At 35.3% G+C, this 15,186-nt stretch carries 21 protein-coding genes; 17 read left to right on the plus strand and 4 right to left on the minus strand.

Features of this window, described 5'->3' with window-relative positions:
• The first annotated feature begins 26 nt into the window (after positions 1–26).
• On the plus strand, positions 27–1,016 hold the full coding sequence (locus AAA915_RS04115) for an ornithine cyclodeaminase family protein (RefSeq protein WP_187156852.1): 990 nt from the start codon (positions 27–29) through the stop codon (positions 1,014–1,016).
• A 181-nt stretch (positions 1,017–1,197) separates the two neighbouring features.
• Positions 1,198–1,770, plus strand: coding sequence for an elongation factor P (gene efp / locus AAA915_RS04120; protein ID WP_046324214.1), 573 nt, complete (start codon positions 1,198–1,200; stop codon positions 1,768–1,770).
• An 88-nt stretch (positions 1,771–1,858) separates the two neighbouring features.
• On the opposite strand, the gene AAA915_RS04125 is transcribed toward efp, so the two are convergent.
• Positions 1,859–2,659 carry a MurR/RpiR family transcriptional regulator gene (locus AAA915_RS04125; protein ID WP_187156851.1) on the minus strand — a complete coding sequence of 267 codons (801 nt, stop codon included), beginning with the start codon at positions 2,657–2,659 and terminating at the stop codon, positions 1,859–1,861.
• Positions 2,660–2,825: 166 nt separating this feature from the next.
• Between AAA915_RS04125 and AAA915_RS04130 the strand changes: the two genes are divergently transcribed.
• From AAA915_RS04130 to AAA915_RS04150, 5 genes are read left to right on the plus strand one after another with little or no spacing between them, the layout of a single operon-like run.
• Positions 2,826–3,917, plus strand: coding sequence for a tyrosine-protein phosphatase (locus AAA915_RS04130; RefSeq protein ID WP_187156850.1), 1,092 nt, complete (start codon positions 2,826–2,828; stop codon positions 3,915–3,917).
• A complete protein-coding gene (locus AAA915_RS04135) occupies positions 3,907–4,356 on the plus strand; it encodes a PTS sugar transporter subunit IIA (RefSeq protein ID WP_122037217.1) in 450 nt (149 codons plus the stop codon). The genes AAA915_RS04130 and AAA915_RS04135 overlap by 11 nt, the downstream gene beginning before the upstream one ends.
• Positions 4,337–4,813 carry a PTS sugar transporter subunit IIB gene (locus AAA915_RS04140; protein ID WP_122037218.1) on the plus strand — a complete coding sequence of 159 codons (477 nt, stop codon included), beginning with the start codon at positions 4,337–4,339 and terminating at the stop codon, positions 4,811–4,813. Before AAA915_RS04135 ends, AAA915_RS04140 begins: the two co-directional genes overlap by 20 nt.
• Positions 4,810–5,631, plus strand: coding sequence for a PTS mannose/fructose/sorbose/N-acetylgalactosamine transporter subunit IIC (locus tag AAA915_RS04145; RefSeq protein ID WP_122037219.1), 822 nt, complete (start codon positions 4,810–4,812; stop codon positions 5,629–5,631). The genes AAA915_RS04140 and AAA915_RS04145 overlap by 4 nt, the downstream gene beginning before the upstream one ends.
• Entirely contained in the window at positions 5,628–6,476 is an 849-nt protein-coding gene (locus AAA915_RS04150) for a PTS system mannose/fructose/sorbose family transporter subunit IID (RefSeq protein ID WP_110445528.1), read from the plus strand. The genes AAA915_RS04145 and AAA915_RS04150 overlap by 4 nt, the downstream gene beginning before the upstream one ends.
• Positions 6,477–6,716: 240 nt before the next feature.
• On the opposite strand, the gene AAA915_RS04155 is transcribed toward AAA915_RS04150, so the two are convergent.
• Both AAA915_RS04155 and AAA915_RS04160 read right to left on the minus strand, forming a co-directional pair.
• Positions 6,717–6,938 (minus strand): hypothetical protein, encoded by a 222-nt coding sequence (locus AAA915_RS04155; protein WP_338200254.1) that lies wholly within the window; start codon positions 6,936–6,938, stop codon positions 6,717–6,719.
• 18 nt (positions 6,939–6,956) lie between these two features.
• Complete coding sequence (locus AAA915_RS04160) at positions 6,957–7,376, minus strand: hypothetical protein (RefSeq protein WP_338200099.1); 420 nt, start codon at positions 7,374–7,376, stop codon at positions 6,957–6,959.
• 187 nt (positions 7,377–7,563) lie between these two features.
• Here AAA915_RS04160 and AAA915_RS04165 point away from each other — a divergent pair, with 187 nt between their 5' ends.
• The gene (locus AAA915_RS04165; protein ID WP_338200101.1) at positions 7,564–7,905 is read left to right on the plus strand and encodes a hypothetical protein; all 342 of its coding nucleotides are present in this window, start codon (positions 7,564–7,566) and stop codon (positions 7,903–7,905) included.
• Positions 7,906–7,952: 47 nt separating this feature from the next.
• Here AAA915_RS04165 and AAA915_RS04170 read toward each other — a convergent pair whose 3' ends face one another.
• Positions 7,953–8,633 carry a hypothetical protein gene (locus AAA915_RS04170; RefSeq protein WP_338200103.1) on the minus strand — a complete coding sequence of 227 codons (681 nt, stop codon included), beginning with the start codon at positions 8,631–8,633 and terminating at the stop codon, positions 7,953–7,955.
• Between the two features lie 56 nt (positions 8,634–8,689).
• On the opposite strand from AAA915_RS04170, the gene yaaA reads away from it, so the two are divergent.
• The 9 genes from yaaA (at position 8,690) to AAA915_RS04215 (ending at position 15,150) form a co-directional block, all read left to right on the plus strand.
• Positions 8,690–9,457 carry a peroxide stress protein YaaA gene (yaaA, locus tag AAA915_RS04175; protein ID WP_338200105.1) on the plus strand — a complete coding sequence of 256 codons (768 nt, stop codon included), beginning with the start codon at positions 8,690–8,692 and terminating at the stop codon, positions 9,455–9,457.
• A 50-nt stretch (positions 9,458–9,507) separates the two neighbouring features.
• The gene (locus tag AAA915_RS04180; RefSeq protein WP_338200107.1) at positions 9,508–10,113 is read left to right on the plus strand and encodes a histidine phosphatase family protein; all 606 of its coding nucleotides are present in this window, start codon (positions 9,508–9,510) and stop codon (positions 10,111–10,113) included.
• A 125-nt stretch (positions 10,114–10,238) separates the two neighbouring features.
• Complete coding sequence (locus tag AAA915_RS04185) at positions 10,239–10,772, plus strand: TetR/AcrR family transcriptional regulator (protein ID WP_294879380.1); 534 nt, start codon at positions 10,239–10,241, stop codon at positions 10,770–10,772.
• A complete protein-coding gene (locus tag AAA915_RS04190) occupies positions 10,772–11,833 on the plus strand; it encodes an ABC transporter permease (protein WP_338200110.1) in 1,062 nt (353 codons plus the stop codon). The genes AAA915_RS04185 and AAA915_RS04190 overlap by 1 nt, the downstream gene beginning before the upstream one ends.
• 1 nt (position 11,834) lies before the next feature.
• Complete coding sequence (locus tag AAA915_RS04195) at positions 11,835–12,509, plus strand: ABC transporter ATP-binding protein (protein WP_338200112.1); 675 nt, start codon at positions 11,835–11,837, stop codon at positions 12,507–12,509.
• Between the two features lie 453 nt (positions 12,510–12,962).
• Positions 12,963–13,184 carry a hypothetical protein gene (locus AAA915_RS04200; RefSeq protein WP_046324227.1) on the plus strand — a complete coding sequence of 74 codons (222 nt, stop codon included), beginning with the start codon at positions 12,963–12,965 and terminating at the stop codon, positions 13,182–13,184.
• A 105-nt stretch (positions 13,185–13,289) separates the two neighbouring features.
• Entirely contained in the window at positions 13,290–13,895 is a 606-nt protein-coding gene (locus tag AAA915_RS04205; RefSeq protein ID WP_046324228.1) for a TetR/AcrR family transcriptional regulator, read from the plus strand.
• Positions 13,896–14,050: 155 nt separating this feature from the next.
• The gene (locus AAA915_RS04210) at positions 14,051–14,590 is read left to right on the plus strand and encodes an NADPH-dependent FMN reductase (protein ID WP_046324229.1); all 540 of its coding nucleotides are present in this window, start codon (positions 14,051–14,053) and stop codon (positions 14,588–14,590) included.
• 11 nt (positions 14,591–14,601) lie between these two features.
• Entirely contained in the window at positions 14,602–15,150 is a 549-nt protein-coding gene (locus tag AAA915_RS04215; protein ID WP_046324230.1) for an NADPH-dependent FMN reductase, read from the plus strand.
• Positions 15,151–15,186: the final 36 nt, after the last annotated feature.

Genomic DNA, 15,186 nt, shown 5'->3' on the forward strand with positions numbered 1-15,186 from the left:
ATATTGAGAGATAACAGGAGGAATAGATGTTACTGTTAAACCGAAATGATATTGAAAAATGTTATTCATTAAAAGATTGTATTGCTGCGGTCAGTGACGCTTTTCGTTACTTTTCTGCCGGCAAAGTAGATGTACCATTAAGAACGCAAATTCTTAAGCAAAATGGTAAGGATACTTTCTTATGTATGCCCGCTTTTTGTGAAGATTACGAAGCTGCATGCGTGAAGGTATTGAATATGTTTCCTGAAAATATTAGTCAGGGAGTACCTTCTATTAATGCCCAAGTTCTAAATATCGATGCTCAAACCGGTATAGTTAATGCTATATTGGACGGTAATTATGTAACCCAATTACGCACCGGCTCTGCTGCAGGAGTTGCACTCAAGTACTTGGCAAAAAAGAATTGCAGGAAGGGTGCCTTAATTGGCACTGGCGGACAGGCGGCAACTCAGCTTGAAGCCATGTTGATTGTGCGAGACCTGGATGAGGTGGCCGTGAGTGACCTTGATTTTGAACGTGCTCAAAAGTTTGCTGTGAAAATGCAAAAGGACTTGGCGCAATACCACACCAAAATCACGGCGGTTAAGACTGGAAATGATGCTGTCAGGGATGCAGATGTGGTCATATCTGTCACGCCGTCAACTAAACCAGTTTATGATGCTCACTTTATTAAGCAAGGTGCTACTATTTGCGGTGTAGGTGCCTATCAACCACAGATGGAAGAAACACCAGCAGAACTGGTTGCTAAAGCGGATAAAATTTACTTTGATTCTAAAGACGCTGTTTTGGCTGAATCGGGTGACATAATTATTCCGTTAAATAAAGGCTTGATTTCTAATGCCGACTTTACTGGTGAAATTGGTCAAGTCGTGAGCGGCGAATTAACAGGACGCGAAAATGATAACGAAGTAATTTTCTTTGAAACGGTTGGTATCGCGGCTCAAGATCTAATGGCCGCAAAGTCTATTTATAATAACGCTGTAAAGCATAACGTTGGAACTCAAGTTAACATGTAAGTCTCAACTTTTTAGTTTATTTAAAATGATTGATTTTATGGTGTTGATAAAGTCCAAATTTTGCTATACTAATCATTATGAATGAGATTTATTTATTATTGATAAAAAAGTTTGCTTTACCTCCGGCGTGGTTTCCTGAAGTCAATAATTAATTTAATAAATGGATTTAAAGGAGTAAAAAATGGTACAAGCAATAAACTTAAAAAAAGGTATGGTTTTTAGTCAAGACGGCAAATTAATTCGGGTTTTGAAAGCTAACCACCATAAGCCGGGAAAGGGCAACACCGTTATGCAAATGGATTTGCGCAACGTTGAAAGTGGTGCTGTGGTTCATAAGACTATGCGTCCAACTGAGAAAGTAGATTTAGTTGATATCACTAAGAAAAACGCACAATATCTTTATAATGAGGGTGATATTTATACTTTCATGGATACTGAAACTTACGAACAATATGAAGTTTCAAGTGAACAATTAGGTGATGACAAACTTTATCTGATGCCTAATATTGAAGTTCAGTTGGAATTTGCTAATGACAGTAAATTGCTGGGTGTGGAATTACCGTCAACTGTAACGATGAAAGTAACTCATACTGAACCTGGCATTAAAGGTGCTACTGTTACTGGTTCTGGTAAACCTGCCACAATGGAAACCGGATTAGTAGTTCAAGTTCCCGACTTTATTAAAGAAGGGGAGGAGCTGGTTATTAATACAGCTGAAGGTTCCTATAAGTCGAGAGCTGAAGGAAGTAAATAATTACATATTTACTATTAGAATAATAAAAAGACGTAAATAAAATGTACTAAGCCCCAAAAGTTGTCTAACTTTTGGGGCCTTTTTATTGCTAAATATCGCCCACAGCTTTTCTAGTAGTAAGCATTGACTCTTGTAAATCAGTTTCTTCTTGCAAGCATGAAGTTAAAATATCAATTAGGTACATATTCGAAAACTGGGAATTAATAAATTTCTCGTTATTAGCAAAGCGCGGATTATATACGTGAAAAATCAGGTTACTAAGTTGGGCAACCGGATTTTCGAGATAACTGGTAATCGAAACAATTTTTGCGTGATGTTTCTGCGCTAAGGTCAGTGTTTTAACAATGCAGTCAGTTGTACCGCTATTTGATACAGCTAAAAAAAGATCATTACTGTTGGCAATACTAGCACGCATTTCCATCCAATTTGGATCGCTGAAGCTTTGAGCATCGAAACCCATGCGCATAAGTCTCAGACCAAATGTAGCAGCAGAAACACCGGAACTACTGGAACCAATTACAATAATATGTTCTTGCTTTTTTAACAACGCAATAAACTGCTTGATTAGACTTTGATCTATCATTTGCTGAGTATTTTTAATAACTGTTTGATAAAAAGTAAAAACTTCACTTAAAATGTCATCTTTTTGTTTAGGAACAGTATTAATTAAATGATGACCAATGCTAACCTTCATGTCGGAATAACTTTGACAGCCGATTTTCTTGACGAACCTGGTAATGGTTGAAATAGAGGTTGAAGTGTGACGTGCCAGTTCAGTAATTTTCATATTATTTATCTGAGGACTGTTTTGCAAAATATAATTAGCAATAACTTTTTCATTTTTAGAAAAATTCAAATAATTTTTTTGGATTGCTATAAGTGGATTCAAAATAATTTCCTCCCTAGAAAGCCTTAAAGTTTATTGTAAGCGGATAGATTTGCTTTTTTTCATTGTACTACATTTTATCAAAAATGAAAATAATTTTCTAAAAAAATAAATTGAGAAAAATATTTTCTTGTAGTATTATCATTAATGAAAGGGGTATCAAAAGCTAATGAAAAAGCAACCATACATTTTACCGAACATTTCTATGAAACGTGATGGCGAGCAACTGATAATTAAATTGCAGAATGAGAACAATGGCCCTTATCAGCTTTTAATAGGTGATGTACCAGAACTTGAAAAAATACAAAAGGTTATAGCGGAAAGCTCTAGCGGTGATTTTACAGTTAAAATTCCACGCAAGAATTTGCCAAAATACTATATTATCAAAAACACCGCTTCTCATTTTGTGACGAATATCTTTGCTGAACGAGTTATTCCACTTGAAAATGCCATCAATATTCGTGATATGGGCGGATACGCGGCTAAGGATGGACGCTTTTTAAAATGGGGTGTTTTGTTTCGGGGAGACCAGTTATCAAAACTGGATGAAAATGACCAGCAAATATTAACAAATTATAACTTACAAACAATTGTTGATTATCGTTCACCACATGAAAGACAGTATCATCCCAATAAATATTTGCCTACAGTTTTACAAATTCTCAATTGTGATCCACAGTCAAGTTTTTCTGAGGCTGCCGCAAATGTAGTTGATTTAAAAGGTGAAAATGAAAAGCTGGTACAGTCTTTGGAAAATGGTGAAGTCCCAGAAAGGTATATCAACGATCGTGGCGACAATGTCATTGAAAGTTATGAGGACCTAGTAACCTCTCCGATTGCGCAAAAGTCTTATGGCAGAATGCTAAAAGCTGTGGTGCGCAGAGAAGCTTTACCATTACTTCACCACTGCCGTGGTGGCAAAGATAGAACCGGTTTTGGCTCAATGCTGATATTGCTGCTATTGAACATCAAAGAAGAAGATATCGTGCGCGATTACATGCTGACTAAGATTATTCGCAAAGAAAGAAACCAGTTAAAGTATGACTTGTATCATAAACTGGTTCAGAAAAAATCATATCTTGATTATTTAATGGCTATGATTGATACGCGCGAAAGTTACATTAAAGCGGCAATCAATAAAATATACGAGCTTTTTGGTACTCCTGAAAATTACTTTCAGCAACATTTTAAATTAACTATGGCAGAAATTAACAAAGCCAGAGATTTTTACTTGGAAAAGGGGAACGAAAATGGCAGATAAAAATTCCGCAGTTGCAGTGATTTTAGCTAGTCATGGCTACATGGCAAAAGAAGCACTGCGTAGCGCAGAAATGATTGTAGGTAAGCAAGATAATTGTGCTTATTTGGCTGTGACTGAAGACCTGAACTTGGATCAGGCAAAAGAAAAAATGAATCAAATGTATGATGAACTTGACACCAGTAATGGCACCATCATTATATGCGACATTTTAGGTGGCACCCCGTCAAATGTCAGTGGCACCTTTTGCTTAGAAAAAGACAACATCTTGGTGTTAAGCGGGTTGAACTTGCCAATGTTGCTAGATTTATTCACCAATCGCAATCGCAGTTTGGCTGAACTAGCAGAATCACTAGAGAAGTCCTATAACATGGGCTTTCAGAATATTTCAGATAGATTTAAAGAAGAGGAGCAAGACGAAGATGGCAGTGGAATTTTGTAGAATTGATGACCGTTTAATTCACGGACAAGTGGTAACGACTTGGCTTAATGTTAAGCAGATTGAGCAAGTGATCATTGTTGATGATAAGGTTGCCAAGGATAAAATTCAATCGAATGTTCTAAAAATGAGTGTTCCGCGCAATGTTAAATTACATATTTTTTCAACTGAGAAATTTTTAAAAATTGTCCCTCACAACCCAGTTACAAGAAGAACCATGCTTTTATTTGCCTCTCCATTTACGGTGGAAAAGATTGTTGACAGTGGTTATCAGATACCAAAATTAAATATTGGTGGCATTCGCGGCAATGATGAACGTAAACAATATACCAAAGCTGTTTTCTTAACTGATGAGGAAAAGAAATCACTGGAGAAATTGCTGGATTTAGGAGTAGATATAGAGATTCAAATGGTTCCAACAGATGGAGCAGTTAAATTAAGTGAGGTTTTACAAAAATGAAAGTCTTTATCTTAACGGCTTTGGCCTTTCTCTTAGGAATTGATAATGTCAGTACAAAGATGTTCAGGCGGCCTTTGTTAATTGCACCAATTGTGGGTATTATTTTAGGCAATTTGCAAGCTGGACTTATTATTGGCGCAACACTTGAAGTTATGTGGATGGGTATTGGTGATGTTGGTGCCTATATGGCTCCAGACATCATTACCGGTACGATGATTAGTACTTCTCTTGCAATAATGGGTAACACCAGTGGCAATATTTCAACAATGGTGGCAACTGCCATTACACTGGCTGTTCCAACTTCAATTTTGGCGCAACAACTACTTGTTTTAATCGAAACAATTAACTGTTCTCTTAACGGCTGGGCCAAACGGCTAGCTGATAATGCTGATGTTAAAGGTACATTTTGGCTAACATGGCCACCTGCATTTTTATACGGTTTTGCTTGTGCATTCCCTACTTTTTTAGCCCTGCAATTTGGTGCAGGAGCCATTCAACAAGCAATAAATGACCTGCCAAAATTTATTATTAATGGCTTAAGCACGGCAGGTTCCATCATTCCTTCAGTGGGTATTGCATTATTAATGATGACAATGCTTAAAAAAGGTGAATTATGGATGTTTATTATTTTAGGTTTCGTCTTATCTTCCTATTTAAAATTAGATATCTTACCAATTACGTTGATCGCCTTGGTGTTTGCTTTCTTATACGAAAGAGCAACTCGTGAGCCTAGTGCTAAAGCGCAAGTTTCACCAAGCACGCAATTAAATAATTCAAGCAGCGATGAAGAAGACGATGAGGAGGACTATGACCTATGAGTGAAGAAAAGTTAACTGCGCCTGAACATAAATTGAACAATAGAGATATTTGGCGCATGTTTATGCGACTCAATACTATGCGCATTACCTTAAATTATGAAACGCTGCAAGGTGTAGGATTTATGCGGGCAATCGCACCGGCTCTGGCAAAAATCTATCCTGATAAAAAAGACTTATCAGAAGCTATGAAGCGGCATTTGGTTTTCTATAATTCTCACGTTAATTTTGATGCTGTAATTTTAGGATTATCAGCCGCAATGGAGGAAACAACATCTCCTGATGAAAAAGATGGGATCAATCCATTAAAAACCGGGTTAATGGGACCTTTGGCCGGTTTAGGCGACAGTCTGATTAAATTTACATGGTTGCCAATCGTTGGTAGTATTGGTGCCTCAATTGCTTTTGGTGGCAGCATCTTTGGCCCAATTTTGATGTTTATTCTCTATAACATAATTAATATGGGAGCAAGATACTATGCTGTTTCATTTGGTTATAAAAAGGGAATTGCTTTTTTAAATAATAACGAACAAAGCGATGTCATCCAGCGTATTTCCACAATGGCTAATGTAGTTGGATTAATGGTTGTTGGTGCTCTGATTTCAACAGTTATTAAAGTCAAAACACCATTAAAAATTGTTGTTCACTCTAATGTCTCTAACAAAGTTGGTGGCAATGTCATTAGCTTGCAATCGATGTTTGATAAAATTATGCCGGGTCTGTTAAGCCTACTGGTAACTGTTTTGGTTTACTACATCTTAAAGAAGACTAATGGTAAACATGCAGCAATGTTAATTATTGCAATGATGGTGGTAGTAGTTGGCTTAACCTATTTCAAGATTTTGTAATATGAATTAATTAGTTTAAAAACTTCAATATAATAAAAAGAGACCGCTGAATACGTTAAAAACGATGATTTAGTAGTCTTTTTTTATGTAGCTATACTCTGAAAATAAAATATAAATTACGATTAGTTTTTAATCTTTTCGGTTTTTATTTTAAAAAAACGAATTTGTGCTTTCGGCGGCAGTCATACTTTGCTTATTTTGATAACTCAGTTTATACTGCTTAAAAATAGTTCCAAATGCTTATTTATTTTTTCTAGAACTGTCATGAATAAATAACTTACGAGTATCAAAGGTGGTCTTATGATAAATTGTATTATATAGCTTTCTTTTTGGATGGGCCCAACCCATTCCACGTTTACCATAGTTGGGAATAATAGCTCTTTTTATAGCCCTCTTTGCTCTTCCTTTTGTTCTGGCAGAGATAGACCTTCTTAAACTAGGCTTTCTAAAACCGATTTTGATCATTATTTAATCTTCTCCCTAATCTTCCCATTTACATAAGGTATAACCTTGATTAATAGCCTTTTTTAATGATATCTTGGTTATGTTTCCATGCGCTCTGCGCAAACCACGACAACTCGGATTAAAATGGTATCTTCTCCCTGAATTAGGAGCTATATAGACTTTGCGTATATTACGTTTGGTGACACCTTTCCGCTTTTTTTGCTTTCTTTTTGCAACTGACTTTCTTTTGCGAGTAGCTCTTCTTCTTTTAACAGTTACTTTTTCAGTAACTACTTTTTTCGCATTACTTTTTACTACTTTGGTAGATTTGGCAATAACAGTTTGTTGTGCATCTTGCATACCTGTGTTACCAGAAACAAAATTAGTAAAAAAAGTTATAAAAATAACAATAACACAGAACCACCATTTTTTATAAAAAGGTTTTTTATACTGCATATTTTACCTCCTCAATAATACAATCAGTTCTTTAATATAATCATATCGCATATAGGAATAAAATGTTAAAGTTTTTTATATAAATGAATACAATATGAAATATATTTGCTTTCATGAGTATTTATTCAGTAAAAAATCTCGTTTTATTTTTAACCAGTACTTGTATAATAATTGTGGAGGCGAGACTATGGGTATAGGACCTTTGTCAGAATGGGTGACAGCATTTGCCGAAATTGCAGCTGTTTGCGTTGCACTATTTTTGCCCGTTTATGACAAAAAACAGGAAAAGCATAAAAAGACACGTAATATGAAGGCTATTTTTAGGTTTTTAATTAAAAAGTCTTTAGAAGAAAAAGATACTTCAAACTTGGAATCATACTTTAAAATAAGTTATCTCATTATTGACAGTAATGATGACAAGCAAATTTATTCATTAGTACAGCAAGCAATTGAAATTCTAAATAATCAGAATATTCCAGAAGATAAAAAAGAAGTAAATATTGAGCAAGTTATGGATTACCTTAAATAAAAAGCAGGGATGAAGAGTAGCAAATTCTTCATCCCTGTTTTTAACTTTTAAAACTTTGTTTCTTTAATATCGTCTTCTGGCCGATGCTCTTGAATCCTGATCACTTGCCAGGTAAAATCACTTTTAGGTGCATTTTTTAAGTTGATAGTCAATTCATTATCAGCAAAAGTGAAATCAAGTTCAGTTCTTTGGGCAACCATTTCAATGCGGTTAGGTTTAGTGGTTAAGCCGTGAATTTTTATTATTTCAGGTAATGGGGTCTTGATGAAAATGTACTTCTGATAGAGCATGTGTCTATTTTGCAATACAAAGCCATTATCTTCATTAACATTGCTGATAGTAAGATGACACGGCTCGCCTTCATTAAAGGCATGACCAAAAAGATGCATCCAGTTATTGATTTGCGTAAGCAGTGCTTTAGTTTCTGCCAATAAATTGCCGTCATCTGTGACGGGAACAGCAATTATTACTTGTTGTCCTGCTTTGCGCTGCGAAACTAGTTGCTCTACCACATTCGCGGCAGATAATTCATAGTTAGCTTGAATGGATTCAGTAGTGACTAAAGCAATAGTATACTTTTTGCAGGCTTTCTCAAAGTCAGTTTTAAATGCATCCGTAGCAACAGCGCGAGCACCAATATTGCGTGCAGTTTTTACTAAAAAATCAGCGTCTACACCTTTAGCATTTTTTAGTTTAAAATTTAATACGATGGCAAAATCAGGATTCATTAATTTTTCTCCTCTAGTAAATATCAGTAATAAGTTTAACCCAAAAGGTGGTAAAGATGAAAATTATTATTTCACCAGCGATGAAGATGATAGTCGACCGCGAATCTTTTCCTGCTAAGTCGCAGCCGCAGTTTTTAGCCCAAGCTCAAGCATTAGCTGCTTTTTTAAAAAAGTGTAGTTTTAACGAATTGCAAAAAATTTGGCAGTCAAGTGAACGCACGACCAAGGAAGGTCAAAGACAAATTAAGGAACTTAATTTGCAGCAAAAGGACAATCTAACTCCAGCCGTTATTTCATATTCCGGTATTCAGTATCAATACATGGCTGCTGACCTGTTTACTGCCCCTGCTCTATCTTATTTACAAGATAATGTTCGGATATTATCGGGTTTGTATGGTGTTTTACGGCCTTTTGACGGAGTATGGCCTTACCGTTTAGAAATGAAAAATAAAGTTTGGGGGTTTAGTCAGCCCAACTTATACCAATTTTGGGGTTCAACAATCGCTGATAATCTTTTTAATGAAGATCAAGTGTTAATTAATTTAGCTTCAAAAGAATATTCGCGCAATATTACGCCCTTTGTAGCAAATAACAGACAAATGATTAGCATTGATTTTCAAGAAAAGAAAAATGGTCAGTGGAAGACAGTTGGTGTACATGCCAAAATGGCGCGTGGAGAAATGGTGCGTTATATTGCGGAAAAGCAATTGAGTAAGCCGCAGCAATTGCAGGACTTTCATGATTTTGGCTTTAATTTTGTACCAAATATTAGCACCGACAATACTTACATATTTCGGACAGAGTATGATTTTAGGCGACGCTGAAGAATTTAGAGTAAAAGAATATATTTACGACATAGAAATGTGAGGTTATTATGGAAATTGTTTTTGTTCGTCATGGTCAAACTGATTTAAATAAAACTGGCCGAATTCAAGGTTCAGTCTATGATCATGATTTGGATGAGGTTGGCCGTGCAAGTGCTGAAAGAGCCGCTGCCAATTTTGATCCTTCTGGTTTTGACGTGGTCTTTTCAAGTCCCTTAAAGAGGTCTTTGACCACCGCTAAAATTTTCACCAAGGGACAAAAAGAAATTAAAATTGATCAGAGGTTAACAGAAATTAATTTTGGCGAGTGGGATGGTGAATTTCTTTCCGAATTAGGACAAAAATATCCTGACGCAATTGATCCTTGGGGTAAGGCCGCTGCTGCTTACATCAAATATGCACCTAGTGGTGAATCATTTGAGTCATTAGATGAAAGATGCGGCAGCTTTTTAGCTGATATGAAAAAGAACTATTTAACTAAAAAAGTTTTGGTATTTTGTCATGGCACTCTTATCAGAATGATGTTTGCTCATTATTTTACGCAAGGTGATATGAACTTCTTTGAAACTATGGACAATTGTGCGTTAGCAAAAGTTTCTTATCGCAGTGGCATTTCGCGGGTAAACTACTATAATCGTATTTTGACACTAGAATAAAAAGCAATAGACCTCAATAAGAGGTCTTTTTTGCTGGCGGCAATTAAATGAGCATTATAATTGACGATTAATCGTCAGTGAATTATTCTTTTTAAGTGACACAGTGTCACCGAGAAGAAGAGGAGATGAATCAGAATATGGTTAAGGCGACTTTTATTAACTTGCCACAGGATAAAAAGCAAAAAATTGAAAGTGCATTACTGAAAGAATTCAGTCAATATCCTTTGGCAAAAGCACAGGTAGCGCGAATAGTTAAGGCGACTGGGATTGCGCGTGGCGCTTTTTATAAGTATTTTACGGATTTAAATGATGCTTATCACTATATATATGATTTAGCTCTAAAAACTGTTCATTCACCAGTGAAAATATTGCCGCAATTTCAAGCACAGCAGTATTACGATAATGTAACTCATTTCCTGGAAGAAACAAAAGAAAGTACATATGCAGGATTAATTAAAATGCATATTTTGTATAACGAGAATACATTTGATCATCATTTTCCGGCAAAAATACTGTCCGCATTAGATCCGCAAAATTGGAGTGCTATGGTACTTAGTCATGCAGCTATTAGGATGGTTCTTGAGAATCCAGAACAAAAAGCAGCTATTATGAAGCGCTTGAAGGCAAGTTTGGAATTGTTAAACAGAGGGAAAAATTAATGTTTTTAGCAATTAAAGAAATAAAAAGAGAAAAACTTCGTTACGGCTTAATTATTTTAATGATCTTTTTGATTAGCTATCTAATATTTATTTTGTCAGCACTGGCAACAGGTTTGGCCAGTGAAAATACCCAGGCACTAGAATCTTGGAATGCACAGAAAGTAGTTTTAAACAAAAATGCTAATGTCAGTATGAGTCAATCGATTTTAACAAAAAGTGACTTAAAAAAGGACGCATTAACTAAAGATGAAGCCCTAGTTGGACAAATTCCGGTAGTAGTCAAAAACTCAAAGCGACCACAAATTTCAGCGCAGTTCATCGGAATTAAAAAGGAACAGTTTATTTATCATGATCAGGAACTGATTGCAGGTAGAAAAGCAAAAAAGAATTATGAAGTAACTGTCGATCAGGCTTTTAAAGCTAAGGGTTACCAGTTAGGCGATAAATTAGCGCTAAACGGATCTACTAAAAAGTACCGCATTGTCGGCTTTGCTAAAAAAGCTAAAATCAATATTGCTCCAATTATTTATGGCACGTTGCAGTCTTGGAAAAAATTACGTCAGGGAATGCCAACCTTGCGTGCTTCGGCAATAGTGTCTCGTAATCCGGATTATAAATATAATTATCAAAACTGTAAGACCTATCCCATTGACCAGTTTATTAAAAAACTTCCGGGGTACACTGCCCAAAATATGACTTTTGAATTAATGATTGGTTTTTTATATGTTATTTCGTTAATTATAATTGCAGTTTTCCTCTATATTTTAACGATGCAGAAATTACATAACTATGCGGTTATGCGTGCACAGGGGATTCCCAGCAGTACATTAGTTAAAGCAACTATTAGTCAGGCATTGATATTAGTACTTGCAGGTTTAATTATCGGATTGATAGCCACAATGATAACAGTCAAGGCTTTACCGCCCGCTGTTCCGATTAGTTTTACACCCCAAATTATTTTGACCGGAACAATCGGCTTATTGGTAACTGCAATTATCGGCAGCTTAATTCCAGTCAGATCAATATTAAAAGTAGATCCAGCACAGGCGATAGGTGAATAACATGGCAATTATTGAATTAAAGAATGTTCAAAAAGTTTATGGTACAGGGGCTGCACAAGTCGTTGCGTTAAAAAACATTAATTTTAAGGCAAACCTAGGTGAAGTGGTATTAATTATGGGCCCGTCAGGAGCTGGTAAAAGCACTTTTTTAACAATTGCCGGCTCTTTGCAAAAACCGACTGCGGGCAAAGTTATTGTTGGTGGTCAGGACATTGCGCATATTTCTACTAGAGAAAGTGACCGTTTACGACTAACGCAACTTGGTTTTGTACTGCAGGCTTATAACTTAGTACCGTTTCTAAAAATTAAAGAGCAATTTGAATTAGTTAATAAGGTAAAAAAAGAGGGCAATATCAGTGCTGCAAAATTGCAAGAATTACTCAAGCAGCTGAAAATTAGTTCTTTAATTAATAAGTATCCTAATGAACTATCAGGTGGGCAACAGCAGCGTGCAGCTATTGCTCGTGCTCTTTATGCTGACCCGCAAATTTTGCTGGCCGATGAACCTACCGCTTCTCTTGACAGTGAGAATGTGGCTGAAGTAGGGCAATTGTTTAAAAAATTAGCTAAAGATTATCACAAAGCCGTCTTGCTAGTCACACATGACCCGCGGCTAGAACAATACGCAGATCACATTTATGAAATGATGGATGGAAAAATCAAGCAAAAGAGTTAATTGCTAATTTTCAAGAATAAAATAACTATTAGCAATGTTTTTTAAAAAAATGTCAAAGTAACTAAATTGTTTTATCAATAGTAATTTTTTGTTTGTAATTTTTTTAACTAGTTCTAATTATTGTTATTAATTGAAATCGCTTATTAAAAGTTAGAAAAATCCTTTATTCTTTTGTGTTAGAAAAAAGTACTTTGTCCTTGACAAAGTACTTTTAAATTTACTATTCTTAATGATAGTAAAAAGATGTTATTTTTAAGAAAAATAACATAAGTAATTAAAAATAAAATTATTAATTTTTAAGCTATTTGAAGAATTGATTGAGAGATGGATTCTACGTTAAACTGACCAAAATATTTTATTTCATGTTTTTATTTGGCAGGCTTTTTGTTTTATAGCTTAATAGTGTAATACTAAATTTTTGCTAAATAAAGCTTTTTATCTAGAGGTATAATGATGAACGATATTCCTGAAGACAAATCTATTGAATTAACAACCGACTACCAGAACCATAGCATTAATATGGCTTTTTCGGATAATCTAACAGATGATTCTGAGCGTGGCTATATTCTATCAGCTGCTTTCTTTTCATTTTGTGCAGCTCAAGGCTTAAGTAAAGAAGAATTAAGTGATATGGTTTCAACTTATTATGATGAATTTTTGAATAATGAGGATTAACTGCTCATTACATTTGTGTGCTTAAATATATTTCACCGGCGGCAATACCAGTTCTAGAAACTGGTCTAAAAAATACGTTTAAAGTTAATCAAGGAAAAAATCAAAATGGCTAGAAAAAAAGAAATAGGAAAAAGTAAGATCTTAAATATTGCTTATAAAATGGTTGTTAAGGATGGAGTTGAAAGCTTAACGGCCCGCAGCATTGCTAAGGCTGGCCATTTCTCTACTCAGCCTTTATATCTTGAATTTGATAGTATGGAAGATTTGCGCCAAGAGGTTTTGCGTAAAATTGCGGACAACTTAAAGAATAAAATTTTACAGAAAAGCTATATTGCTGAACCATTGATTGATATGGATTTATCGTATATTGATTTTGCCCAAGAACAAGAGAATCTCTTCAAAGCAATGTTTGTTGAAGGTAAGTGTGGCAATGAAATAATCGCTGATACTTTAATAGATTTTGGAACTGAGAAATTTAAAGATCAATTTCCGGATAGTAAGTATTCTGCAGAAAAAATCAGAAGTATTATTATTGCTAACTGGATAACTACTTGTGGAATTGCTTCATTAATAGTTAATAAAATTGCGACTTTTTCCCAAACACAAATTATCAACGTTTTAAAGGCACAAATTAATGATGCAATTTTAAACGACTGGCTCAGCAAGAAAAGTAATGTTTCTCTGTTTAAGACAGAAGAAAAATACAATTAAAGCCCCGAAATAGTTTTTACTACTTACATAGTGTAAGCAGGATAAGCTATACGAAAGTATTAAATTATTAAAGCTATCTGAAATCAGGAACATGTTAAAAAGATACGGATATGCTATAATTAACAGTGAAATTAGTTTCCTGAAAGGTGGTTTTTATGAAAATCCTTGCATTATCTGGCTCAAATGCCAAAAATTCATTTAATGAGGCATTGCTTAAATTTATTTCTAAGCGTTTTGCCGACAGGTATGATTTTAAGCTGACAACAGTTAAAGGGTTGCCAATGTTTAAAGAAGGTGAAGATGCCCCAGAAGCAGTCCAAGCCTTGAGTAAAGAAATTGAAGATGCCGACTTGGTATTAATTGGTTCTCCTGAACAACAACACTCTGTTACCAGTGCTTTGAGTAGCGCGCTTGAGTGGTTATCTTGTGTAACTCACCCATTTAAGGGTAAGCCAGTTGCTATTGTTTCAACTTCACCAATGCCACAAGGTGCTTCTCGTTCACAAAGTCGTTTGAAGAGTCTGTTTTTAGCACCTGGTTTTGGCGCTAAGGTCTTCAATGGTGATGAATTCATGATGGGTGTTGCACCAACTCAATTTGATGATAATGGTGACTTGAAAGATGAAGAAACCGTTAAATTCTTAGATCACTTTTTCGATGAAGTTGATAGTTGGTACGCACAAGTAACTAAATAGGAGGGCTGAGAATGAAAATATTAGCAATTGTTGGTACAAATGCACCTTTTTCATATAATCGCTTTTTAGCACAATTTATTGCCAAGCATTATAGTGATAAAGCAGATATTGAAGTTAAAGAAGTCGACAAATTGACACCTTTCTGCAGAACAGAAATGGCTGATGATACTATCAAGGCTTGGATCGAAGACGTTAAGAGTGCTGATGGTATTGTAATTACTACTCCAGAATATGATCATACAATTCCTGCTGCTTTAAAGAGCAGTCTTGAATGGTTAGGCTCACATGCTGGCCCTAACGTTATGAAAATGAAGCCCGTTGCTATTGCTGGTGCATCATATGGTTCACAAGGTACTGGTCGTGCCCAAGAAGATATGCGTGAAATTTTACTTTCACCTGATATGAGTGCAAATGTTTTACCAGGCAATGAAGTTTTAATTGGTCAAGCTCCAGATAAATTTAACAAAGAAACTGGTGAATTGACTGATGAAGCAACTATCAAGCAATTAGATGGCATGATGGACAACTTCTTTAAGTTTGTTGAGCAAGCACATAAATAAACTTTTGCTAGATTAACTGGCAGAGAGTAAAATAAC

The organism is Lactobacillus rizhaonensis, assembly GCF_036246345.1.
GTDB classification, from domain to species: domain Bacteria; phylum Bacillota; class Bacilli; order Lactobacillales; family Lactobacillaceae; genus Lactobacillus; species Lactobacillus rizhaonensis.